General features: G+C 61.0%; 23 protein-coding genes. 13 read left to right on the top strand and 10 right to left on the bottom strand.

All coding sequences use genetic code 11. From position 1 onward, the window contains the following. Position 1: 1 nt before the first annotated feature. Complete coding sequence (locus tag AB4N44_RS20865; RefSeq protein WP_460111691.1) at positions 2-436, bottom strand: hypothetical protein; 435 nt, start codon at positions 434-436, stop codon at positions 2-4. An 83-nt stretch (positions 437-519) separates the two neighbouring features. Between AB4N44_RS20865 and AB4N44_RS20860 the strand changes: the two genes are divergently transcribed. The 3 genes from AB4N44_RS20860 to AB4N44_RS20850 all read left to right on the top strand — a co-directional run bounded on the left by AB4N44_RS20860 (position 520) and on the right by AB4N44_RS20850 (position 3,192). Further along, entirely contained in the window at positions 520-870 is a 351-nt protein-coding gene (locus AB4N44_RS20860) for a MerR family transcriptional regulator (protein WP_077570877.1), read from the top strand. A gap of 22 nt (positions 871-892) precedes the next feature. Then, a complete protein-coding gene (locus tag AB4N44_RS20855; RefSeq protein ID WP_123594071.1) occupies positions 893-1,579 on the top strand; it encodes an SDR family oxidoreductase in 687 nt (228 codons plus the stop codon). A gap of 254 nt (positions 1,580-1,833) precedes the next feature. Next, positions 1,834-3,192 (top strand): 8-oxoguanine deaminase, encoded by a 1,359-nt coding sequence (locus AB4N44_RS20850; RefSeq protein ID WP_460107716.1) that lies wholly within the window; start codon positions 1,834-1,836, stop codon positions 3,190-3,192. A gap of 127 nt (positions 3,193-3,319) precedes the next feature. On the opposite strand, the gene AB4N44_RS20845 is transcribed toward AB4N44_RS20850, so the two are convergent. Beyond that, the gene (locus AB4N44_RS20845; protein WP_150775832.1) at positions 3,320-4,411 is read right to left on the bottom strand and encodes a calcium:cation antiporter; all 1,092 of its coding nucleotides are present in this window, start codon (positions 4,409-4,411) and stop codon (positions 3,320-3,322) included. Positions 4,412-4,698: 287 nt separating this feature from the next. On the opposite strand from AB4N44_RS20845, the gene AB4N44_RS20840 reads away from it, so the two are divergent. From AB4N44_RS20840 to AB4N44_RS20830, 3 genes are all read left to right on the top strand, one after another. Further along, entirely contained in the window at positions 4,699-5,772 is a 1,074-nt protein-coding gene (locus AB4N44_RS20840; protein ID WP_460107719.1) for a BMP family ABC transporter substrate-binding protein, read from the top strand. A gap of 148 nt (positions 5,773-5,920) precedes the next feature. Continuing rightward, positions 5,921-6,886: a 2-oxoglutarate and iron-dependent oxygenase domain-containing protein gene (locus AB4N44_RS20835; protein WP_460107721.1), complete on the top strand. Its 966-nt coding sequence runs from the start codon at positions 5,921-5,923 to the stop codon at positions 6,884-6,886. Positions 6,887-6,966: 80 nt separating this feature from the next. Continuing rightward, on the top strand, positions 6,967-7,920 hold the full coding sequence (locus AB4N44_RS20830) for an adenosine deaminase (RefSeq protein ID WP_008082147.1): 954 nt from the start codon (positions 6,967-6,969) through the stop codon (positions 7,918-7,920). Positions 7,921-8,041: 121 nt separating this feature from the next. Here the strand turns inward: AB4N44_RS20830 and AB4N44_RS20825 are convergent, their stop codons facing one another. The 3 genes from AB4N44_RS20825 to AB4N44_RS20815 form a co-directional block, all read right to left on the bottom strand. Continuing rightward, on the bottom strand, positions 8,042-9,424 hold the full coding sequence (locus tag AB4N44_RS20825; RefSeq protein WP_460107724.1) for an MFS transporter: 1,383 nt from the start codon (positions 9,422-9,424) through the stop codon (positions 8,042-8,044). Between the two features lie 137 nt (positions 9,425-9,561). Next, entirely contained in the window at positions 9,562-10,296 is a 735-nt protein-coding gene (locus AB4N44_RS20820; protein ID WP_127925720.1) for an ArsR/SmtB family transcription factor, read from the bottom strand. Positions 10,297-10,613: 317 nt separating this feature from the next. After that, positions 10,614-11,543: a LysR family transcriptional regulator gene (locus AB4N44_RS20815; protein WP_160038112.1), complete on the bottom strand. Its 930-nt coding sequence runs from the start codon at positions 11,541-11,543 to the stop codon at positions 10,614-10,616. A 119-nt stretch (positions 11,544-11,662) separates the two neighbouring features. On the opposite strand from AB4N44_RS20815, the gene AB4N44_RS20810 reads away from it, so the two are divergent. From AB4N44_RS20810 to AB4N44_RS20800, 3 genes are all read left to right on the top strand, one after another. Then, positions 11,663-11,956: a putative quinol monooxygenase gene (locus tag AB4N44_RS20810; RefSeq protein ID WP_127925718.1), complete on the top strand. Its 294-nt coding sequence runs from the start codon at positions 11,663-11,665 to the stop codon at positions 11,954-11,956. 32 nt (positions 11,957-11,988) lie between these two features. Next, positions 11,989-13,002 (top strand): zinc-binding alcohol dehydrogenase family protein, encoded by a 1,014-nt coding sequence (locus tag AB4N44_RS20805; protein ID WP_460107728.1) that lies wholly within the window; start codon positions 11,989-11,991, stop codon positions 13,000-13,002. Between the two features lie 160 nt (positions 13,003-13,162). Beyond that, positions 13,163-13,336 (top strand): hypothetical protein, encoded by a 174-nt coding sequence (locus AB4N44_RS20800; protein WP_007914687.1) that lies wholly within the window; start codon positions 13,163-13,165, stop codon positions 13,334-13,336. Positions 13,337-13,342: 6 nt separating this feature from the next. Here AB4N44_RS20800 and AB4N44_RS20795 read toward each other — a convergent pair whose 3' ends face one another. Together AB4N44_RS20795 and AB4N44_RS20790 are read right to left on the bottom strand one after the other, a co-directional pair. Next, entirely contained in the window at positions 13,343-14,545 is a 1,203-nt protein-coding gene (locus AB4N44_RS20795) for a multidrug effflux MFS transporter (RefSeq protein ID WP_127925716.1), read from the bottom strand. A gap of 89 nt (positions 14,546-14,634) precedes the next feature. Beyond that, positions 14,635-14,832, bottom strand: a complete 198-nt coding sequence (locus tag AB4N44_RS20790; protein WP_127925715.1) for a cation transporter — start codon at positions 14,830-14,832, stop codon at positions 14,635-14,637. 147 nt (positions 14,833-14,979) lie between these two features. Here AB4N44_RS20790 and AB4N44_RS20785 point away from each other — a divergent pair, with 147 nt between their 5' ends. The 3 genes from AB4N44_RS20785 (at position 14,980) to cueR (ending at position 18,361) form a co-directional block, all read left to right on the top strand. Next, positions 14,980-15,363, top strand: coding sequence for a hypothetical protein (locus tag AB4N44_RS20785; RefSeq protein WP_093430287.1), 384 nt, complete (start codon positions 14,980-14,982; stop codon positions 15,361-15,363). A gap of 194 nt (positions 15,364-15,557) precedes the next feature. Beyond that, positions 15,558-17,951: a copper resistance metal-translocating P1-type ATPase CueA gene (gene cueA, locus AB4N44_RS20780; RefSeq protein WP_460158126.1), complete on the top strand. Its 2,394-nt coding sequence runs from the start codon at positions 15,558-15,560 to the stop codon at positions 17,949-17,951. After that, positions 17,948-18,361: a Cu(I)-responsive transcriptional regulator gene (cueR, locus tag AB4N44_RS20775; RefSeq protein WP_025111722.1), complete on the top strand. Its 414-nt coding sequence runs from the start codon at positions 17,948-17,950 to the stop codon at positions 18,359-18,361. The genes cueA and cueR overlap by 4 nt, the downstream gene beginning before the upstream one ends. On the opposite strand, the gene AB4N44_RS20770 is transcribed toward cueR, so the two are convergent. The 3 genes from AB4N44_RS20770 to AB4N44_RS20760 all read right to left on the bottom strand — a co-directional run bounded on the left by AB4N44_RS20770 (position 18,315) and on the right by AB4N44_RS20760 (position 22,506). After that, the gene (locus AB4N44_RS20770) at positions 18,315-19,523 is read right to left on the bottom strand and encodes an MFS transporter (RefSeq protein WP_460107733.1); all 1,209 of its coding nucleotides are present in this window, start codon (positions 19,521-19,523) and stop codon (positions 18,315-18,317) included. The two genes, cueR and AB4N44_RS20770, sit on opposite strands and share 47 nt — an antisense overlap. Positions 19,524-19,857: 334 nt before the next feature. Then, positions 19,858-20,754, bottom strand: a complete 897-nt coding sequence (locus tag AB4N44_RS20765; protein ID WP_007914672.1) for a PA4780 family RIO1-like protein kinase — start codon at positions 20,752-20,754, stop codon at positions 19,858-19,860. A gap of 474 nt (positions 20,755-21,228) precedes the next feature. Then, a complete protein-coding gene (locus AB4N44_RS20760; protein WP_455807466.1) occupies positions 21,229-22,506 on the bottom strand; it encodes an acetyl-CoA C-acetyltransferase in 1,278 nt (425 codons plus the stop codon). Positions 22,507-22,763: 257 nt separating this feature from the next. Here AB4N44_RS20760 and AB4N44_RS20755 point away from each other — a divergent pair, with 257 nt between their 5' ends. Beyond that, positions 22,764-24,116 carry a 3-oxoacyl-ACP reductase gene (locus AB4N44_RS20755; protein WP_127925711.1) on the top strand — a complete coding sequence of 451 codons (1,353 nt, stop codon included), beginning with the start codon at positions 22,764-22,766 and terminating at the stop codon, positions 24,114-24,116. The last annotated feature ends 2 nt before the right edge of the window (positions 24,117-24,118 follow it).

Raw genomic sequence — 24,118 nt, 5'->3', positions numbered from 1 at the left:
CTCAGGGGTATGAGGTGACACCCATCTCCTGTGGGAGCGAGCCTGCTCGCGAAGACTTACTGACAGGCAACACCTGAGCAACGCCCCACGTCAGTTCGAAGACCAGGAAAACAATCAGAATCGAACTGGCACCGTGAAGCAAGGCATACCCCTGCCAAGCCGCAAACAGAAACCTGGCCACCGCGTCATACCGTCCATAAAGCGCCTGCGGATCACGAATCCGCAGCACCGCCCACACGCACACCACCGATCCCAACAGGTTCGCCATCAACAGATGCACAGGCTGAAACGCGGGTAGTTCGCCGGGCAAATCCAGTGCGCTCAACACCCCGTGTACAACGGCAAAACTCCACGGCGTGGCAAACGCTGCCGTGACGATCAAGTCATACCAGGCGCTGCCGCGCACCACATTGCGATACTGCGTTGAAGTCCACATCATCCATGCTCCAGAAATTCAGGGAGCCTCCACGGTAAAGCCTGGAGTATGCTCCAGGGTCAATAGCCCTTTTGAGAGCCCGCATGCGCATCGGTGAATTAGCCCAGGCCAGCGCCGTCAGCCGTGACACCCTGCGTTTCTATGAGCAGCGCGGGTTGATCGCGGCGCAGCGCAGTGCCAATGGTTACCGCGACTATCCGCCGGAGATGGTGCAACTGGTGCTCTATATCAAAACGGCGCAGCGTCTGGGATTTACCCTCGGCGAGATCGGCGACAGCGTTGCCGCATTGTGGAACGCGCCAGATCCGGACAACGCCGTGGCGCAGTTGCTGCGCGACAAACTGCAACTGATCGAAACCCGCATGCGCGAACTTGATGCGCTGCGGCAGGAGTTGCAACTTCGCCTCGGTCAGGCCTGTCCATTGAATCCATGATCCTCATTCATCAAGGAAGCCCATCATGTCTGCAAAAAACGCACTGATTATCGGCGCCTCCCGGGGCCTTGGCCTCGGTCTGGTGAAAACCCTGCTGGCCGACGGCTGGCAAGTCACCGCCACCGTGCGCAATCCTGCCAATGCCGATGCGCTCCAAGCATTAGGCAAGGTACGGATCGAGAAGCTCGACATGGACGATCAGCAAGCGGTCATTGCTCTGAGCCAACAGCTCAAGGGCGAAACCTTCGACTTGCTGTTCGTCAACGCCGGGGTCAAAGGCCCGGCCGATCAGACCCCTGGCGGCGCGACACTGGCTGAAGTCGGTCAGTTGTTTTTCACCAACGCGGTGGCGCCGATCAATCTGGCTCAGCGTTTTGCCGGGCAGATTCGTGACGGCAGCGGTGTGCTGGCGTTCATGAGTTCCGGACTGGGCAGCGTGACCGTGCCGGACGCGCCGGAGCTGGCGCTGTACAAGGCGAGCAAGGCTGCGCTGAATTCGATGACCAACAGTTTTGTCACGCAATTGGGCGAGCAGAAGATGACGGTGTTGTCACTGCATCCGGGTTGGGTGAAGACGGACATGGGCGGTGAAGGGGCTGACCTTGACGTGGAAACCAGCACCCGTGGGCTGGTAGATCAAGTAAATGCGTACACCGGCAAGGGCGGGCATCACTTCATCAATTACAAGGGTGAAACCATCCCCTGGTAAGCATACAAATCCCTGTAGGAGCTGCCGAAGGCTGCGATCTTTTGATCTTAAAAACAAAATCAAAAGATCGCAGCCTTCGGCAGCTCCTACAGGGGTTGTGTATTTTGGTTGTGTGGTGAATGGTCGGGTTGGGCTTGCCCGCTGCAACAATTTGTTTGAAACTGCGCACCTCGTCCCCGCGGCGACCCTGGATCAGCAGACAGGGCATCACTGAGCTGGCAACCCTGAACCCCATTTTCAGAGGAGCCGGCAACATGCCCGCGACCCGTACCTGGTTAAAAAATCCCCTCGCCATTTTCACTTCCAACGAGCTCGATGCCCGTGGCGGTCTTGTCGTGCAAGACGGTGTCATCGTCGAAGTCCTCGCCGCCGGCCAACAGCCGTCGGCACCGTGCAATGAAGTGTTCGATGCCCGTGAACATGTGATCCTGCCGGGCCTGATCAACACCCACCATCACTTCTATCAAACCCTGACTCGCGCCTGGGCGCCGGTGGTCAATCAGCCGTTGTTCCCGTGGCTGAAAACCCTTTACCCGGTGTGGGCGCGCCTGACGCCTGAGAAGCTCGCGCTCGCCACCAAAGTCGCTTTGGCCGAACTGTTGCTGTCGGGCTGCACCACTGCTGCCGATCATCATTACCTGTTCCCGGACGGTCTGGAAAATGCCATCGACGTGCAAGTCGAAAGCGTCCGCGAACTGGGCATGCGCGCCATGCTCACCCGCGGTTCGATGAGCCTCGGCGAGAAGGACGGCGGCCTGCCGCCGCAGCAGACCGTGCAGGAAGGTCAGGTGATTCTCGACGACAGTCAGCGCCTGATTCACGAGTACCACGAGCGTGGCGATGGCGCGCAGATCCAGATCGCGCTGGCGCCCTGCTCGCCGTTCTCGGTGACCCCGGAAATCATGTCGGCCAGCGCCGAACTGGCGAACAAGCTCGACGTGCGTCTGCACACGCATCTGGCCGAAACCCTCGACGAAGAGGATTTCTGCCTGCAGCGTTTCGGCCTGCGCACCGTCGATTATCTCGACAGCGTCGGCTGGCTCGGCCCGCGCACCTGGCTGGCGCACGGCATCCATTTCAACCCGGACGAAATCGCCCGCCTCGGCGAGGCTGGCACCGGCATCTGCCATTGCCCGAGTTCGAACATGCGTCTGGCCTCCGGGATATGCCCGAGTATCGATCTGACTGATGCCGGTGCGCTGTTTGGTCTGGGCGTCGACGGTTCGGCGTCCAACGATGCCTCGAACATGATTCTCGAAGCACGTCAGGCGCTGTACATCCAGCGTCTGCGTTATGGCGCCGAGAAGATTACGCCGGAACGCGTGCTGGGCTGGGCGACCAAGGGCTCGGCGAGCCTGTTGGGGCGGACCGACATTGGTGAGATTGCCGTGGGCAAACAGGCGGATCTGGCGTTGTTCAAGCTCGATGAGCTGCGCTTCTCCGGCAGCCATGATCCGATTTCGGCGTTGCTGTTGTGCGGCGCCGATCGTGCGGATCGGGTGATGATTGCTGGCAAGTGGCGTGTGGTTGATGGCCAGGTTGAAGGACTGGACCTGAAAGGCCTGATCGCCGATCACAGCCAGGCGGCGCGCCAGTTGATCGCCGGTACCTGATCCCCCTCCCCATCTGATCGTTCCCACGCTCTGCGTGGGAATGCATCTCGGGACGCTCCGCGTCCCAGCGGCGGACGCAGAGCGTCCATGGCGGCATTCCCACGCGGAGCGTGGGAACGATCAATCATCAGAGGCCGAGCAGGGAAAGCATGATGAACGTCGCAAACAACACAAAGTGCGTCATGCCTTCGATGGCATTGGTCTCGCCGTCGTTGAGGTTGATCGCACTAACGATCAACGTCAGGAAGATCATCACCGTCTGCACAGGCGTCATCGCCATCTGAAACGGTTGACCGGTGTACAGCGCCATCGCCTCCATCACTGGCACGGTCAGAATCACCGTCGACAGTGACGCGCCCATCGCAATGTTCACCACCGACTGCATACGGTTGGCCAGCGCCGCACGCAACGCCGTCAAAATCTCCGGCGCAGCAGAAATCGCCGCCACCAGAATCGCGGTGATCACCGGCGGTGCGCCCGTGCCTTCCAGGCCCAGATCGAGGGTCTTCGACATCACTTCGGCGAGTGCGCCAATCACCACCACGCCAAACACCAGAATGCCGATCGACAACGCCAGGCTGACCGGTTTTGGTTCTTCCTCGATCGGTTCTTTCTTGCGGCGTTTGTCCGGGTAGCTGTAGCTGAAAAAGTAACTGTGCGGGCCGACCTGCATGCGCAGAAACAACGCATACAGCACCACCATCGCACCGATGGTGAACGCCGAATAAATCTTCCAGTTGGCCTCGGGAATAAACTCCGGCACCACCATCGATACGCCCATGGCGGTGAGAATCATCACGCTGTAGCTGCGCGCCGAATCGTCGTTGTAAGACTGCTCACCGTGCTTGATCCCGCCCATCAGCGCGGCGAGGCCAAGGATGCCGTTGATATCGAGCATCACTGCCGAATAGATCGTGTCGCGCACCAACGTGGCCGAAGCTTCGTTGCTCATCATGATCGCCAGGATCACCACCTCCACCAGCACGGCGGCGAGGGTGAGAATCATGGTGCCGTACGGGTCGCCGACTTTTTCCGCGAGCAATTCGGCTTGATGGGCGACGCGCATTGAGGCGGCGACGATGAAGGCGATCAGCACCAGACCGCCGATCAACGCGACGATCTGGCCGCTGTGCAACAGCCAGTGTTCCAGCGGATAGGCAACGCAGGCGGCGATGACGGCCAGCAGCAGAAAGCTTTCTTGCTTGAGGATGGTGAACATGGCGGGCCTTTTTGCCGAAGAGAGCGGATGAGCTACTGACTGCGGGGCGGCGCTAACGTTTCGTTACACCTTAGCGCACCAAGCGCTGGCAGTGCTTTTGGCAGTTGCACTTTTATTGGCCTTGAGGGCGCTATCGCGAGCAGGCTCACTCCTACAGTTGACCGCATTCCCCTGTAGGAGTGAGCCTGCTCGCGATGGCCGTTACGCGATTTCGAATTGTTTGTTGTCCTGTTGGTCAGCAATTTGCATTGGCCCTGACCACACACAACAAAACGGAGCTCCAATTCATGCAAATACGTCCGCTGCACAAACTGCTGTGCGCCGCCCTCGGTCTGGGGATCAGCCTGAGCGCCAGCGCTGCCGATCCGCTGAAGGTCGGTTTCGTCTACATCGGCCCGATCGGTGACCACGGCTGGACGTATCAGCATGAACAGGGGCGCAAGGCACTCGCAGAAAAACTCGGCACGCAGATCACCACCAACTACGTCGAGAACGTCGCTGAAGGCGCCGACGCCGAGCGGGTCATCCGCAACATGGCCAAGGACAACTATGACCTGATCTTCACCACCTCTTTCGGCTACATGAACCCGACGCTGAAAGTCGCCAAGCAATTTCCCAAGGTGACCTTCGAACACGCCACCGGCTACAAACAGGACAAGAACCTCGGCACCTATCTGGCGCGCACTTACGAGGGTCGCTACGTCGGTGGTTTCCTCGCGGCGAAGATGACCAAGACCAAAAAGATCGGTTACGTCGCTTCGTTCCCGATCCCCGAGGTGATCCGCGATATCAACGCGATTCAACTGGCCCTGAACAAATACAACCCTGGCACCGAGATCAAAGTGGTGTGGGTCAACTCGTGGTTCGATCCTGGCAAGGAGGCCGATGCGGCCAACGCGCTGATCGATCAGGGCGTCGACGTGGTGTTCCAGCACACCGACAGCCCGGCACCGATTCAGGCCGCCGAACGTCGTGGCGTATACGCCGTAGGTTACGCCTCGGACATGGCGCACTTCGGGCCGAAAGCGGTGCTGACCTCGATCGTCAACGACTGGGCGCCGCACTATATTCAGGCGACGCAGAGCGTGATCGACCACACGTGGAAATCCCAGGACTACTGGGGCGGGTTGAAGGAAGGCACGGTTGAACTGCCGATCAGCGGTCTGGTGCCGGCGCCAGTGAAAGCCGAGGCCGAGCAGATCATTGCCGACATCAAGAGCGGTGCATTGCAGCCATTTACCGGGCCGATCAAGGATCAGGCCGGCGTCGAGAAAATCCCGGCGGGCGTAAGTGCGACCACGGCGGAACTGGCGTCGATGAACTATTACGTTGAAGGCATGAAGGCTGAGATGCCGAAGTAATCCATTTGACCCGGATCGTTCCCACGCTCTGCGTGGGAATGCCGCCCGGGACGCTCCGCGTCCCTGCCAAAAGCGGACGCAGAGCGTCCATTGAGGCATTCCCACGCGGAGCATGGGAACGATCTCCCGTACTTTTCAAGGATTGTGTATGGATCAGCTTCCGATCATCGACATCAGCCCGCTCTATAGCGACGACGAAAACGCCTGGCCTGCCGTGGCTGAACAAATCGACCACGCCTGCCGCGAATGGGGTTTCTTCTACATCAAGGGTCATCCGATTTCCGCGCAGCGCATCGACGCGGTGCTTGATCAGACTCAGCGTTTCTTTGCCCTGCCCGTCGCAGAAAAACTCAAGATCGACATCACCCAAACCCGCCACCATCGCGGTTACGGCGCCATCGCCACCGAGCAACTCGACCCGAGCAAACCCAGCGACCTCAAAGAAACCTTCGACATGGGGCTGCACCTGCCAGCCAACCATCCCGACGTGCTCGCCGAAAAACCGCTGCGCGGGCCGAACCGTCATCCGGCGCAAACCGGATGGGCTGAGTTGATGGAGCAGCATTACCTCGACATGCAGGCCCTCGCGCAAACCTTGTTACGAGCGATGACCATCGCGTTGAACATCGAACGCGACTTCTTCGACAGCCGTTTCAACGACCCCGTCAGCGTGCTGCGCATGATCCATTACCCTCCTCGCCACACCGCCAGCTCCCCCGAGCAGCAAGGTGCCGGTGCGCACACCGATTACGGCTGCATCACCCTGCTCTATCAGGACAGCGCCGGCGGCCTGCAGGTAAAAAACGTCAAGGGTGAATGGATCGACGCGCCACCCATCGACGGCACCTTCGTGGTCAACCTCGGCGACATGATGGCGCGCTGGAGCAACGACCGTTATCGCTCGACCCCGCACCGGGTGATCAGCCCGCTCGGGGTGGATCGCTATTCGATGCCGTTCTTTGCCGAGCCGCACCCGGACACGCGCATCGAATGCCTGCCCGGTTGTCAGGACGCACAGCATCCGGCGAAATATCCGACGACCACTTGCGCCGAATTCCTGCTGTCGCGCTTCGCCGATACCTACGCCTATCGTCGCGAGCAGGAAGCCGTGTGATGGATCGCTTGGTCAGGTTTTGCCAATTGTTTCGACGAGCATCTGTAGAATGCCGCCATTGCACCTGATGAGAAAAGAATATGTACGACTGGCTCAACGCCTTGCCCAAGGCTGAACTGCACCTGCACCTGGAAGGCTCGCTGGAGCCCGAGCTGCTGTTCGCCCTGGCCGAGCGCAACAAGATCGCCCTGCCGTGGAACGATGTCGAAACCCTGCGCAAGGCTTATGCCTTCAACAATCTGCAGGAGTTCCTCGACCTGTATTACCAGGGCGCCGACGTGCTGCGCACCTCGCAGGATTTCTATGACCTGACCTGGGCCTACCTGCTGCGCTGCAAAGCACAGAACGTGATTCACACCGAACCGTTCTTCGATCCGCAGACCCACACCGACCGCGGCATCCCGTTCGAAGTGGTGCTCAACGGCATCGCAGCCGCATTGAAGGATGGCGAGCAGCAACTGGGCATCACCAGCGGTTTGATCCTCAGCTTCCTGCGCCACCTCAGCGAAGAAGAAGCCGAGAAAACCCTCGACCAAGCGCTGCCGTTCCGTGACGCGTTTGTTGCTGTCGGTCTGGACAGCTCCGAGATGGGTCACCCGCCGAGCAAGTTCCAGCGTGTGTTTGATCGTGCCCGTCACGAAGGCTTCCTGACCGTTGCCCACGCTGGCGAAGAAGGCCCGCCGGAGTACATCTGGGAAGCCATCGACCTGCTGAAAATCCAGCGTATCGACCATGGCGTGCGCGCCATCGAAGACGAGCGCCTGATGCAGCGGATCATCGACGAACAGATCCCGCTGACCGTGTGCCCGTTGTCGAACACCAAGCTTTGCGTGTTCGATCACATGTCGCAGCACAACATTCTCGACATGCTCGAGCGTGGCGTGAAGGTCACGGTGAACTCCGATGACCCGGCGTACTTTGGTGGTTATGTGACCGAGAACTTCTACGCGCTGCATGAGCATTTGGGCATGACCCAGGATCAGGCCAAGCGCCTGGCGCAGAACAGCCTGGATGCGCGACTGGTAAAACCGTAAGCAACACCCAATAACCATTGTGGGAGCGAGCCTGCTCGCGAAGAGGGAGTGTCAGTTAACATTTTCGTTTAATGACACTCCGCTTTCGCGAGCAGGCTCGCTCCCACAGTGGGTTCTTTGTTTAGCCTGGGATTTGGCTTTCAGTCAGCTCTTCCAGGGTCTTACCCCGCGTCTCCATCCCGAACAGCCACACCACCCCCGCCGCTATCGCGAAGCACGCCGCGCCCAGCGCAAACACCCCGCCCTGCCCGGTAATCGGGAACACCAACCCGGTCACCAACGGCCCGAGCAGCGAGCCAACCCGGCCAATCGCCGAGGCGAAGCCCGAACCGGTTGCCCGCGCCGACGTTGGATAAAGCTCCGGCGTATAGGTGTAGAGCACCGCCCACATGCCGAACAGGAAAAACTGCATCAACAGTCCGGTGCTGATCAGCAGCGCAACGTTGCCGCCGAACACCGCGCTCTGGCCGTAGAGAAACGCCATCACCCCGCCGCCGAGCAACGTGACGATGCACACCGGTTTGCGCCCCCAGCGCTCAACCAGCCAGGCGGCCATCAAAAATCCCGGAATCCCGCCCAGGGAAATCAGCACCGTGTAATACACCGACTGCGTCACGGCAAAACCCGATTGTTGCAGCAACGCACTGAGCCACGACGTCAGCCCATAAAAACCGAGCAATGCAAAGAACCACAGACTCCAGATCATCGTCGTGCGCTGGCGATACTGCGGCGACCAGATCTGCTTGAGCGCCGCAAAGAAGTTGCCCGGCGGCGTCACCGTGCGCGGCAAACGAATCGGTTCCGGCAACGCGGCACCGCCAAGCGACGAACGCACCCGCGCCTCGATGCCGTTCAGCACCTTGTCTGCCGCCTCATGCTTTCCAGCCTGCTCCAGCCAGCGCGGTGACTCGGGAATGAAAAAGCGGATCGCCAGCACAAACACCGCCGGCACCGCCAACACCAGAAAGATGTCACGCCAGCCAATCAGCGGCAGCAGGAAGTAAGACAGCACGCCGGCCGCCACGAAACCCAGCGGCCAGAAGCCGTCCATCAACGCGATGTAACGACCCCGGCGTTGCGCCGGAATCAGCTCGGACAGCATCGACTGGGCAATCGGAAATTCCATGCCCATGCCAATCCCCAACAAGATGCGGAACAGCGTCAGCGTCTCGACCGTTTGCGCCGTCGAACACAGGTAGCTGGCCACGCCCCACAGCACGATGCTCCACTGAAACACCGGTTTGCGCCCGAAACGATCGGCGAGCATGCCGGACAGCGACGCCCCCAGCACCATGCCGAAGAAGCTCGAACTGGCGAGCAGACCCGCTTGCGCGCTGCTCAGACCGAACTCGGCTTTGATCGAGCCGAGCAGGAACGTCATCATCGCCAGGTCCATGGAGTCGAAGAAAAACGCCAGGGCGATGATGATGAAAATGATCCGGTGATAACCGCTGATCGGCAGTCGTTCCAAGCGTTCTGCCGCGCTGTAGCCATGTGTGTCCATGCCGCTTCCCCCATCCGAAATGTCCCCGGATCGAGTGTGCGCGATAGCGTTTCGGCGTTCGTGCTGGATGCGACCTGTTCGCAGTCGTGGACGACGCCAGAAGCACCGGTGCTTGCCAGGCGTCGAATGCGAGAGCTCTACAACGCCATTTCCAGCTCGGTTTCCTTGGCGAAACGATGCAGCTCCCGTTGGCCGGTAGCCGTCAATTGCAAGGCCCGAGAGTCGTTGGGCAGGGTAAGCCAGCCGGACTGCATGAACAACTGCAACAACGCCGCACCGAGCGAGCCACCCATGTGCGGGCGACGCTCGCTCCAGTCCGGACAAGCGCACGCCACTTGCACATTGCGATGGGCCAGCGCCTGGATGAACACGCCACGGCCGGCCAGCAATTTTGCCCCCTTGAGAGTCACCACGACGCGTTGTTCAAGTTGTTCGATCCAGCCGGCATCCAGCAGCCGCTGGTACAGATCGGCGGCCAGCGTACCGCCCAGGTGGTCATCGCAAAAACGCGCGCGCAGCAGCGAGGACGGCGCAGTTTGCGGCTTGGCCATGGGGGTGGCGCGCTTGAACACCTCGGGAATGTCCCGTGGAGCACTGGCGATGGTGGCGCTGGCCAATGCTTCTATCGCAGCACCGACTTCCGGTGCCGAGAGACGGAAAAACCGTTTGCGACCACGGACTTCGACCTTCAACAGACCACCCGTGGATAGCCGCGCCAGATGCGCGCTGGCCGACGATGGCGACAGCCCTGTCAGTAGCGCAAGCTCCTCGGTTTGCCGGGCCGAGCCATCCATCAACGCCCACATCATCGCGCTGCGCTTGGGGTCGGCCAGCAACGTGGCGATCTGGCTGATGCAAGGTGCATGTTCCATGTGTTCACTCCCTGTTGAATCGTATCGTCTACTGCTCGGAGACATCTTGGCCGGTAATGAGTCATCGGCCAAGACGCGAAAATCGCCATGAACCGGGGCGAGGCAAGCTACTGACGCAGCCTGCTCCGGCACAGAACCCGCAGCAGTTGCGCGACCGTCACTCGAAGACTGGCGACGCGGTGCGAGGGTCTCCGGGCCGGGGTGTCGGTGCTGGCGTGAGGCGGGCGCTAGTATAAGCGGGTTAGCTCCCGCGTCCCGCGCCGGGGCCTGCACAGGTGGTGATTGTTCCTGACAGAAATTTCTCTATTTACCTGCGACTAATGATCATCTTTGGGAAAAACGGGAAATTGACTACTCAAATCAGCGCATCGGCTGGCGAGCATTTCCCTCAGAAGGTTCACCGGCTTACTCAATTGGGCGCGATGGGCGCACAACAGATTCAGCGGTGCGCGCTCACAGAGCAGCTCCGGCAGCAGCACTTTGAGCCTGCCGGCGAGCACATCGGCGCCGACGTCCAGCCACGATTTGTAGGCAATCCCGGCACCGGCCACCGCCCACAGGCGCACGACGTCAGCGTCGTCGCTGAAACGGTCACCACTGACGGTCAGACCGACTTCACGTTTGCCGTCGTGAAAACTCCAGTGGTCATGCACCCGGCTGCCGAGCATGTACAGCAGGCAGTTGTGCTGGGCCAGCTGTTCGAGCTGGCGCGGTTCGCCGTGCCGGGCCAGATACGCCGGGGAAGCGCACAGCACGCGGTGGTTGTGCGGGGCGATGGGTAAGGCGACCAGGCTTGAGTCTTCCGGCTCGCCATAGCGCAAGGCAATGTCCACCGGTTGCCGAAACAGATCGGCGATGCGGTCGCCAAGCAGCAAACGCACGGTCAGCTTCGGGTGCTCGCGCTGGAACTCATCGAGCCACGGCAGCAACAGGTTGCGGCCAAAGTCCGAAGGCGCCGACAACTGCAAGACCCCGCTGACCTGATCCTGGCTGCTGGCGAGCAAACGCCGACCTTCATCAAGATTACTCAGCGCCGCCCGCGCGTATTCGAGAAAGCCTTCGCCCTCGGCGGTCAGGCGCAGGCTGCGGGTCGAACGCGCCAGCAAGCGTGCGCCCAATTGCTGTTCGATCCGCTTCAATGCCGCGCTGGCCACGGCGGCGGACATGTCCATCACCCGCGCCGCCGCCGACAGACTGCCCAGATCCGCTGCCCGGACAAACAACTGCAAGTCATCGAAACGCAACATGGTCAGCCTCGATTATCAAAAAAATATTGAAAGAGACTGCTCTTTTAGCCGGTTTTATCTCGCAGAGAAATAGCCAATCATCTCTCCATCGAATTCATCCCGCTTCTCTGGAGCCGAGCATGTCCCAGCCATTCACCGCCATCGCCACCCTGATCGCCAGACCCGGCCAGCAGGATCGTCTCGAACAGGGCCTGCGCGCACTGGTTGAGCCGAGCCGCGCCGAAGACGGTTGCAGCCAATATGACTTGCACCGCGACCTCGCCGACCCGCAGGTTTTTTATGTGATCGAACACTGGGCCAGCGAAGCGATTCTTGAGGCGCACAACAACAGCGCGCACTTTCGACACTTCCAGGCCAGCGCCGGCGACACCATCGAACATTTCCAGCTCAAGCGCCTCGGCGCGATTGTCTGATTCCTTCTTCTATTACCTGTACGGAGCCACTCATGAAAGCCATCGCCTATTACGCTTCCCTGCCGATCAGCGACGCCCAATCCCTGCAAGACATCGAGCTGCCAGAACCGGTCGCCGGCCCGCGCGACCTGCTGGTGGAAGTCAAAGCCATTTCGGTGAATCCGGTCGACACCAAGGTGCGGCAGAACGTGGTGCCGGAAAACGGTGCAGCGAAAGTATTGGGCTGGGACGTTGCCGGTGTGGTCAAGGCAGTCGGCAGCGAAGTGACATTGTTCAAGGCCGGCGACAAAGTCTTCTACGCCGGCTCCATCGCCCGTGCCGGCGGCAACAGTGAGCTGCACGTGGTCGATGAGCGCATCGTCGGCCGCATGCCCAAGTCGCTCGGTTTCGCCGAAGCCGCCGCCCTGCCGCTGACCGCGATCACCGCGTGGGAACTGTTGTTCGAACGTCTGCAAATTCGCGAGGGCAAAACCGATGAAGGCCAGAGCCTGCTGGTCGTTGGCGCGGCGGGTGGTGTGGGCTCGATCCTCACTCAACTGGCGAAACAGTTGACCGGGCTGAAAGTGATCGGCACCGCTTCTCGCGAACAGACTCGCGACTGGGTAAAAGACCTGGGCGCCGACCTGGTCATCGATCACAGCCAACCGCTGAGCGAAGAGCTCAAACGCGCCGGGATCGACAGCGTGACCCACGTTGCCAGCCTGACCCAGACCGATCAGCACCTGGATCAACTGGTCGAAGCGCTGGCGCCGCAAGGCAAACTGGCACTGATCGACGATCCGAAGTCGCTGGACATCAGCAAACTCAAGCGCAAGAGCCTGTCGCTGCACTGGGAGTTCATGTACACCCGTTCGCTGTTCGAGACGCCGGACATGATCGAACAGCACAAACTGCTCAACCGCGTGGCCGGGCTGATTGATGCGGGGACGTTGAAGACCACGGTGGGCGAGCATTTCGGCACGATCAATGCGGCGAACCTGCGCCGCGCCCATGAGTTGCTGGAAAGTGGCAAAGCCAAGGGAAAAATTGTTTTAGAAGGTTTCTAAAAAACCGCACAGCGCAGCCTTCGCCGAACCTAGAGCGGTCGGCGGGGCTGCGCTGTTTTTTGCCGTCAGTCCGATGCTTGACCGTTGTCACAATTGCGATCGTATTCAGGTCTACAATCGAAGCCTCTGCGATACATCTTTTACGCAAGGGAGGTCAGCAATGAAGATCCTGATAAAAGAAGTGGCAAAGTCTCAATGGCAGGTTCGTCTGGACCAACACGCCGTGACATTCCGCAGTGAAGCCGAAGCATTGGCCTTCACCCGCACCCTCGAAGCGCGACTTTGCGCGCCCCATCAGATTCCCGATCGCAGCCAGCAGCGCGCCGCCGGCTGAGGTTATTTATGCCTCGGCCTGAGCTTGCGCCAGTGCCCGGGCGTTCTGCAGACGGCGGGTGATTAGCGCCACGCACACCACCAGCAAACCGCACACGCTGATGACTATTGCCATCGGCACGGCGGTGCCGTCGTGCAACACCCCTACCAGCGCCGAAGCCCCGGCGGCGACGCTGAATTGCATGCAGCCGAGCAGTGCCGACGCACTGCCGGCGCGTGCGCCCTGCCCGTTCATCGCGCAAGCAGCGGCGTTCGGGCTGATGCAACCCAGGCTCGACACGCAGATAAACAGTGGAATCAGCAGCGGCCACAAGGATTCGGTGTGCATTGCGCTGACCGCGAGCAACGCCAGCCCGGCGCCGAAGTAAACCCACACCGCCCGCGACAGCAGGAACGCCGGGCCGCGCTTGGCCAACATCCGCGCGTTGACCTGCGCCACCAGAATGAACCCCGCCGCATTGGTGCCGAACAGCCAGCCGAAATGCTCGGCCGGCACGCCATACAGCTTGATGAAAATAAACGGTGAGCCCGCGATGTAGGCGAACATCCCGGCGATGGCGATGCCACCGGTCAGGGCATGACCGAGGTAAACCCGATCCTTGAGCAAGCGCCCGTACTGGCGCAGGGCGCCGGACAACGGCTGGCGCGGCATGTGCGCTGGCATACTTTCCGGCAGCCCCAGCGCCACGGCCAAACCGGCCAGCGCGCTGAACCCGGTCAACACCAGGAAGATCGACTGCCAGCCTGTGGTGTTGACCAACAGACCGCCGAGCATCGGCGCCAGAATCGGCGCCAGGCCCATCACCAGCATCAATTGCGAGAAGACCTTCGCCGAGCCGACCGCGTCGCATTTGTCGCTGACCACCGCCCGGGAAATCACCATCCCCGCGCAACCGCCCAACGCCTGGACAAAACGCGCACCGATCAGCCATTCGAGGTTCGGCGCATAGGCGCAGGCCAGCGATGCCAGGGTGAACAGCGTGAGCCCTACGAGCAGCGGAATACGGCGGCCAAAGCGATCCGCCACGGGGCCGTAAAGCAGTTGGCCAATCGACAATCCGGCGAAATACGCCGCCAGCGTCATCTGTACATGTTTCTCGTCGGTGCCGAACGCCAGCGCCATCGAGGGAAATGCAGGTAAATAGAAGTCGATCGCCAAGGGCCCGAAGGCGGTCAAGGCACCGAGGATCAGAATGGTACGGAAGTTCATCAGGCATCCAGGTTGGCAAGTCGGCAGCCCGACAGTCTAGCCGCGCCCGGACGCCTTGAACATTCCGATAGCTCGCTAACTATAAAACTTCAGACGAGTTTCACCGCGTAGCCTTCTTCGCTGATTGCCTCGATGACCTGATCGCTGGTCAACGCGCTCTCGACGCCCACCTCTTTCGCCGCCAGATCGACCCGCACGCTGGCCGCCGGATCCTTGACCTGCAGAGCGTTGGTGATGGCTTTGACGCAATGGCCGCAGGACATGCCTTGAACGTTGAACACTTGCATGGAATGACTCCTTTGAGTGAGGTTGCCGGCAGTTTCGAGCTTGCCACGATGGCAAGGTCAAGTTCTTCAATAAACTGCCGGGCTGGCAATCGGCGCCGCGCTCGGCCAAGCTGCGTACATCAATGACTCGATTCAGGAGATTCAGCCATGCGCTGGTCAGCTTTCAGCCTGTTTGGCTTTCTCAGCCTCTTTGCCGCCGTTCCTCAAGTGCAAGCCGCTGGCGAGGACTATGCGGTGCTGATCATTTCCCGTGAGCGTCTGGAAGTGTCGACCTCCTGCGAGATCGGCGTGTACATCCAGGATCAGCTCTCGGCGCGGTTGCTGCAGGAGCAAAGCATTTCCTTCAACCTGCCGCCGGGCACTGTTTCGCTACGCTTGAAGTTGCTGCCGGGACAAGTCGCCGGTTGCAACCCGGGGATGCTCGCGCCGGGTTCGCAGGAGATCAAATTGCATGCCGGTGATGTGCTGAAGTATCGCTTGGCGATGAATTCGGAAGGCGTCTATCTGAAGCGCGCCGATCTCGAATACTAAGCAAATCCCAATTGTGGGAGCGAGCCTGCTCGCGAATACGGCGGGTCATTCAGCGATGATGTTGACTGACCCGCCGCTTTCGCGAGCAGGCTCGCTCCCACAGTTTGTTTTGCGGCGAGTCAAAGAATGGCGCTTGACCTTGCCCGCATGGCAAGGTTGATCCTTGTAGGCATCTACTACAGGGAGTACGACCGATGTCCGATTCCATCACGTTCGATCTGCCGATTGCCGGCATGACCTGCGCCAGTTGCGCCGGCCGTGTCGAGCGGGCGTTGAGCAAAGTCAGCGGCGCCAGTGCCGTGAGCGTCAATCTCGCCACCGAGCAGGCCCGTGTGCAGGCACCCGGCGGCAGTCTGCCGGCCTTGATGGACGCAGTTGAGCGCGCCGGCTACAGCGTCCCGCAGCAGACTATCGAATTGAAGATCGAAGGCATGACCTGCGCCTCCTGCGTCGGTCGCGTCGAGCGCGCCCTGAACAAAGTGCCGGGAGTGAAAAGCGTCAGCGTCAACCTGGCCAACGAACGCGCCCACCTCCAATTGCTCGGTCAGGTCGATCCGCAAACCCTGCTCGAAGCCGTCACCAAGGCCGGCTACTCGGCCAGCGTCTGGCAAGCCGAACACCCACAAACCGATAACCAACAACAGCGCCTGAAACATGAACGCTGGGCACTGATCTGCGCGATCGCCCTGGCTCTGCCGCTGGTGGCGCCGATGTTGCTGCAACCGTTTGGCATCCACTGGATGCTCCCGGCCTGGGCGCAATTCGCCCTCGCCACGCCGGTGCAGTTTGTTTTCGGTGCACGTTTCTATGTCGCCGCGTGGAAAGCCGTGCGGGCGGGAGCAGGCAACATGGACTTGCTGGTCGCCCTCGGCACCAGTGCCGGTTACGGCTTGAGCCTCTATGAATGGGCCACCGCTGCCGGGCGCATGCCGCATCTGTATTTCGAAGCGTCGGCGGTGGTCATCGCGTTGGTGCTGCTCGGCAAATACCTGGAGAGCCGCGCCAAACGTCAGACCGCCAGTGCCATCCGCGCCCTCGAGGCGTTACGCCCGGAACGGGCCATTCAAGTGATCGACGGTCGCGAGCAGGATGTCGCCATCAGCGCGTTGCGCCTGAACGATCTGGTGCTGGTCAAACCCGGCGAACGTTTCCCGGTCGATGGTGAAGTCATCGAAGGCCAGAGCCACGCCGACGAAGCATTGATCAGCGGCGAAAGCTTGCCGGTGCCGAAACAACCGGGTGACAAAGTCACCGGCGGCGCGATCAATGGCGAAGGGCGTTTGCTGGTGCGCACTCAGGCGCTCGGCGCCGAAACCGTACTGGCGCGGATCATTCGTCTGGTCGAAGACGCCCAGGCGGCCAAGGCACCGATCCAGAAACTGGTGGATAAAGTCAGCCAGATCTTTGTGCCAACCGTGTTGCTGATTGCCTTGGCGACACTGATCGGCTGGTGGCTCTACGGCGCACCGCTCGAAACCGCGTTGATCAATGCGGTCGCGGTTCTGGTCATCGCCTGCCCGTGTGCACTGGGCCTCGCCACGCCGACCGCGATCATGGCCGGCACCGGCGTGGCCGCGCACCACGGCATTCTGATCAAGGATGCTGAAGCGCTGGAACGCGCCCATGAAGTCAGCAGCGTGGTGTTCGACAAGACCGGCACGCTGACCTCCGGCACGCCGCGTATCGCCCATTTCACCGCAGTCGACGGTGACGAAAACACTCTGCTGAAACTGGCCGGCGCGCTGCAACGCGGCAGCGAACACCCGTTGGCCAAAGCGGTGCTCGATGCCGCAGCGGAACGAGGACTGCACGTACCGGATGTCAGCGACAGCCAGTCGCTCACCGGTCGCGGCATCGCCGGCAATCTCGACGGCCGGCGCCTGGCGCTGGGCAATCGCCGGTTGCTGGAGGAAAGCGCTTTGAGCGCCGGTAATCTGGGCGAATCCGCCCAAGCCTGGGAAACCGAAGGCCGCACCCTGTCATGGCTGATCGAGCAAAGTCCGGAGCCGAAAGTGCTCGGCTTGTTCGCCTTCGGTGACACCTTGAAACCCGGAGCGCTGGAAGCCGTGCAACAACTCGCTGCACGCGATATCCATAGCCATCTGCTGACCGGCGACAATCGCGGCAGCGCTCGCGTGGTCGCCGAGGCCTTGGGCATCAGCAATGTCCACGCCGAAGTGCTGCCAGCGGACAAAGCCGCCACCGTCACCGAGCTGAAAAAAACCGGCGTAGTCGCCATGGTCGGTGACGGCATCAACGACGCCCCGGCGCTCGCCGCTGCCGACATCGGCATCGCCATGGGCGGCGGCACTGACGTGGCCATGCACGCGGCGGGTATCACTCTGATGCGTGGTGATCCACGGCTGGTGCCGGCGGCGCTGGAAATCAGCCGCAAGACCTACGCGAAGATCCGTCAGAACCTGTTCTGGGCCTTCGTCTACAACCTGATCGGCATTCCGCTGGCAGCGTTCGGCTTCCTCAACCCGGTACTGGCCGGTGCGGCCATGGCGCTGTCGAGCGTCAGCGTGGTGAGCAATGCGCTACTGTTGAAAACCTGGAAACCCAAGGATCTGGAGGAACACCGATGAACATCGGCCAAGCGGCCAGACACAGTGGCCTGAGCGCGAAAATGATCCGTTATTACGAGTCGATTGGCCTGCTCAAGGCGGCCCATCGCACCGACAGCGGTTACCGGGTCTACGGCGACGACGACCTGCACACGCTGGCCTTCATCAAGCGCTCGCGGGACTTGGGCTTTTCGCTGGAAGAGGTCGGCAAACTGCTGACCCTCTGGCAGGATCGCCAGCGTGCCAGCGCCGATGTGAAAGCATTGGCGCGCCAGCACATCGACGAGTTGAATCAGAAGATCCGCGAACTCGGCGAACTGCGCGACACCCTGCAGGATCTGGTCGAGCACTGCAACGGCGACCATCGCCCGGATTGCCCGATCCTCAAGGAGCTGGCGTCGGGCTGCTGCGCGCAACCCGCCCGCGCTTGAGGGCGAGCACTTTCACCGTGAGCAATGTGCCGAGGGGAATGCCGTGGAACAGCATGACCACGGCACCCGGCGTCCACCACCCGTAGAACGGCGCGGCGATGAGCATGCCGATGCCGAATCCGCTCATTTGCAGCAAGGTCAGCACGCTGAAAATCGGCAGGCGCAACTGCTCGGGTTCGCGTTGCAGGCGCGACATCAGCCCGACTTCTGAAAAACCGTCTCCCAACCCCGCCGGCAAGGAAAACAGCAGCAGACCGTAGAGGCTGTGTTGCTGGAACATCAGGATAAAGCCGCAGGACATCAGCGCCACACCGAAGAAAAACCGTCGTTCGAGGTGGATGTTGTCCGAGCCTTTGAGACGGCTGGCGATTCGCGCGCCCAGCAGTTTGCCGCTGGCCCACACCGCCAGCATCAGGCCCAGTGTGGTGCTCGCCGACTCTGGCGTGAGCAGTTTGGAGATGATCGGAAAGCCGACGTTGTGCGCGGCGCTGCCCAAGGTATCGGCCATGGTCACCGCCAGCATCGCGGCAATCACCGGTGCCGAACGCAGACCTTGCTTGAGTGCGGTCCATTCGCCGCGTTCGGGTGCTTCGTTGACTGTTGCGGGTTCGAAACGCAGCGGCACGATCAACAACGCTGCCAGCAAATAGGTCAGTGCATTCAGGGCGAACACTGTTTCAAAACCAAAACCCGCGACCAGCAAACCTGAAACCAGACTGCCGCCGACCATGGCCGCTGAAGACGCCGAAGTGATCCAGGCGTTGGCCTTGAGCAATTGCTCGGCGGGGATCAGACGCGGCAACTGACTGTTGAGACCGATTGCAAACATCGAGTTGCCCAGGCCCAGACCAAACGCTATCACCGGCAACAGCATGGCTTGCTGGCTGACGGGCACAATCAATAACAGACCGAGCACACTGGCGCGCAGCAGGTCGAAGGCGATCAGCGGTGCGCGCCCACTGCAGCGACGGTAAAACGCGGTGCCGATCAGACTGGCAAAAATCCCCCCGCCGACGCGACTGGCGAGAAAGATCCCGACGCTCATCGCGCTGTTGCTCAGCAGGTAGACGTAGGTGGCCAGCGCGACCATGTTGAGGAAGGCGCCGAAATCGGAGATCAGACGGGCGGTGACGATCAGGTGGGTGTTGCGCGGGGTGGTCACATTCAGTCCTTGAGTGTGGTTGGAGCGGTGGACAGTAGACGCGAAATTGCGTTGATCCGAAAGGGCCCTCACCCTAACCCTCTCCCAGGGGGAGAGGGGACTGATTGGGGGATGCGTCAGAGGTTCGCCGACCTGAACGTGCTGTATCGAATCCATAATCAACGCGGTAGCCCACTCCATAATCGACCCGGTGTTTCAGGTCGATGTATGACGCAATACACCTCGGTCGGCCCCCTCTCCCTCTGGGCGGTCCGACGTTTCGGGAGGGCTGGGGTGAGGGTGCTTCTGCCTCAAACAAAAAAACCCGGCCGAAGCCGGGTTTCTCATCAAGCAATCACTGCATCCACGGTGGTGGAGGCGGTTCGTCAGACTTGCCTTTCGGCTCATCGTCCGCCGCGCGGATGGCCTGCTTGCGTTCCTCGTCGAGGCGCGCCGCTTCGATCTCGCGCAACACCCCGCCAACATCGGCCAGGTCTTCCGGATCATCGAACTCACCGGTCAGCACACTGTTCGGGTGCAAGGTGCCGGCTTCGTACAGCGCCCACATTTCCTTGGCGTACTTGGTCAGTTTCAACTCCGGGGCAAAGCGACCGAAGTAGGAAGCCATGTTGCCGACATCCCGCTCCAGCATGCTGAACGCGTGGTTGTTACCGGCTGCGTCGACGGCTTGCGGCAGGTCAATGATGACCGGGCCGGTCGGCGTCAGCAGCACGTTGAACTCCGAGAGGTCACCGTGCACCAGACCGGTACACAACATCAGCACGATCTGCGAAATCAGGAACGCGTGATACTCGCGCGCCTGATCCGGCTCCAGCACCACGTCGTTCAGACGCGGCGCGGCATCGCCGAATTCGTCGGCCACCAGCTCCATCAACAGCACGCCGTCGAGGAAGTCATACGGTTTTGGTACCCGCACCCCGGCGCCGGCCAGACGGAACAGTGCCGCCACTTCGGCGTTCTGCCAGGCATCTTCGGTCTCTTTGCGACCGAACTTGGAGCCTTTCGCCATCGCCCGAGCCTGTCGGCTGTTGCGAACCTTGCGGCCTTCCTGATACTCGGCCGCCTGGCGGAAACTGCGTTTGTTCGCCTCCTTGTAGACCTTTGCGCAACGTAACTGATTGCCGCAGCGCACCACATAAACAGCTGCTTCTTTACCACTCATCAGTGGGCGCAGCACTTCGTCGACCAGACCGTCCTCGATCAGGGGTTCAATGCGTTTTGGAGTCTTCATCAGCTTTTATTGTGGGTCCTTTATTACCAAACACGCGAATGTCACTCGTTATACGGCAATCCTCGCACAACGGGGAGGGGTTGCCGACCTGTGAACCTGTGAATGCACACACTGTGCCGAAAAATCGACCGCTGCGAATCATAGCTGAGCCGCCCTTGAATGTTGGTATCGGCCGTTGAGGGTATTTGCGACAGAATCTGACATTTGCGGTTTTAGCCTTTTACCCTCACCCCAGCCCTCTCCCCGAGGGAGAGGGGGCTGACCGAGGTGTCTGGCGTTATACATCGACCTGAAATACCGCGTCGATCATGGATTGGAATAAACATCTGACTGAAACACGTCGATTATGGATTGGGCTAACCATCTGACTGAAACACCGTCGATTATGGATTCGGTGAAGCACGTTCAGGTCGGCGTATCCCTCAAACATCCCCCAATCTGTCCCCTCTCCCGAGGGTTAGGGTGAGGGCTCTTCTAGCGTTCGATGATGGCGGTAACGCCTTGGCCGCCCGCTGCGCAAATCGAAATCAGGCCCCGGCCCTTGCCCGCCGCATCCAGCAGCTTTGCCAAATTGGCGACGATACGCCCGCCAGTCGCGGCAAACGGATGCCCGGCCGCCAGCGAACTGCCCTTCACATTGAGTCGGCTACGATCTATCGAGCCCAGCGGTGCGTCGAGGCCCAGTCGGGTTTTGCAGTATTCGGGATCTTCCCAGGCTTTCAACGTACACAGCACCTGCGCGGCGAATGCCTCATGTATTTCGTAATAGTCGAAATCCTGCAAGGTCAGCCCATTGCGCGCCAGCAACCGTGGCACGGCGTAGACCGGCGCCATCAGCAGCCCTTCGGCGCCGTTGACGAAATCCACTGCCGCCGCTTCGCCATCGCGCAGATACGCGAGGATCGGCAAACCACGTTCCTTCGCCCATTCTTCGCTGCCGAGCAGCACCACCGAGGCACCATCAGTCAGCGGCGTGGAGTTGCCCGCCGTCAGTGTACCTTTCGCGCTTTTTTCGAAGGCCGGTTTCAGCGCCGCGAGTTTTTCCAGGGTCAGGTCCGGGCGCAGGTTGTTGTCGCGGGTCAGGCCAAGGAACGGCGTCATCAGGTCGTTGTGCCAGCCTTCGCTGTAGGACGCGGCGAGTTTGTGGTGGCTTTCGAGGGTCAGTTGATCCTGCTCTTCACGGGGGATCTGCCAGGCCTGCGCCATCAATTCACAGTGCTGACCCATCGACAGACCAGTGCGTGGTTCACCGATGCTTGGGAAATCCGGAATCAGATGTTTGGGCCGCAGTTGCAGAAAGGTTTTCAGCTTGTCGCCGGTGGTCTTGGCGCGGTTGGCTTGCAGGAGGATTCTGCGCAGACCTTCGCTGACGCTGATCGGGGCGTCCGACGTGGTGTCGACACCGCCAGCGATACCGCTTTCGATCTGGCCGAGGGCGATTTTGTTCGCCACCAGGATCGCCGCTTCCAGGCCGGTGCCGCAGGCTTGCTGAATGTCGTAGGCGGGCGTCGCCGGAGACAGACGCGAGCCGAGCACGCATTCACGGGTCAGACTCATATCTCGTGACAATTTCAGTACCGCGCCTGCCACCACTTCGCCGATGCGCTGGCCGTGCAGGTTGTAGCGTTCGATCAGGCCTTCGAGGGCTGCGGTGAGCATCGCCTGATTGCTGGCCGTGGCGTACGGCCCGTTGGAACGGGCGAAGGGGATGCGGTTACCGCCAATGATCGCGACGCGGCGCAGCTGACTCATGAATAACTCCTTTTCAAATTGATCGAATTTGATGCGTTCCCCTGTGGGAGCGAGCCTGCTCGCGAAAACGCCGGCACATTCAGCATCTTCGGTGGCTGACAGATCGCTTTCGCGAGCAGGCTCGCTCCCACAAGTACCGCGCTCCTCTGCAAGACCTGCTAAACCTCAGTGTCTAGCGTAGGCTTTATTGCGTGGATCGAACGATTGATTGCCATCGACAGTCCACACTTTGAACCCCAACTTCTGGAGAGCGTTCCATGTCTGACCGCTATATCGACTTCGCCAACTCGTCCATCGGCCATCGTCTGGTCGGGGCGCTGGGTCTGCCGTCGCCGGTGCGACTGGAACGCTGGCAGGCCGGGCGCCTGCGGCCGGTGGAAGGTGCGCTGCTGATCGGCGGCGGGCCGCTGGCCGAGCGCATCAGTGCCTTCGCCAACCGTTTGACCGACGGCATCTACCGCTACGGCGAACAACCGGCGAGCGCCACCGAATGGATTCCCGGTCACGGGCCGAAACTCAAAGCCGTGGTGTTCGACGCCAGCGAATTGCTGCACACCGATCAGCTCAAACAGCTGCGCGAATTCTTCCAGCCACTAATGAAAAACCTTGAGCACAGCGCGCATCTGGTGATTCTCGGTCGTGCCCCGGAAACCCTGAGTGATCCGTTTGCCGCCAGTGCGCAACGAGCGCTGGAAGGGTTTTCCCGTTCGCTGGCCAAAGAACTGCGCAGCGGCGGCACGCTGCAATTGATCTACGTCGGCGACGGCGCGGAAGATCAACTGGAAGGTCCGCTGCGGTTTTTCCTTTCGCCGAAAAGTGCCTTCGTCTCTGGGCAAGTGATTCGTCTGACGGCTTGCGCGACGCCAGTGACTGACTGGACACGCCCGCTGGCCGGGCGCAAGGCGTTGGTCACCGGGGCTGCGCGTGGCATCGGCGCGTCCATTGCCGAAACGCTGGCCCGCGATGGCGCCGACGTGATCCTGCTCGATGTACCACCGGCCAAGACTGATCTTGAAGCCCTCGCCGCGCGCCTCGGCGGGCGCGCCATCACCCTCGATATCTGCGCCGAAGACGCCGCCACGCAACTGATCGAACAGCTGCCCGACGGCCTCGACATTCTGGTGCACAACGCCGGCATCACCCGCGACAAAACCCTGGCCAACATGACGCCGGAGTTCTGGGACGCGGTGCTGGCGGTCAACCTCAATGCCCCGCAAGTGTTGACCAAAGCCCTGCTCGACAGCGGCACGTTGCTCGACAACGCGCGGGTGATTCTGCTGGCCTCGATCAGCGGCATCGCCGGCAATCGCGGGCAAACCAACTACGCCGCGAGCAAGGCCGGTTTGATCGGGCTGGCGCAAGCCTGGGCTCCGACGTTGCTGGAACGTGGCATCAGCATCAACGCCGTCGCTCCCGGTTTTATCGAAACGCAGATGACCGCACACATCCCGTTCGGTCTGCGCGAGGCCGGGCGGCGCATGAGCTCGCTGGGCCAGGGCGGCTTGCCGCAGGACGTTGCCGAAGCGGTCGCGTGGCTGGCGCAACCGGGCACCGGCGCGTTCACCGGGCAGGCGCTGCGGGTCTGTGGACAAAGTGTTCTGGGGGCTTAGGC

This window comes from Pseudomonas sp. S3_C06 (genome assembly GCF_054667675.1).
This window is presented reverse-complemented; position numbering and strand designations above follow the sequence as displayed.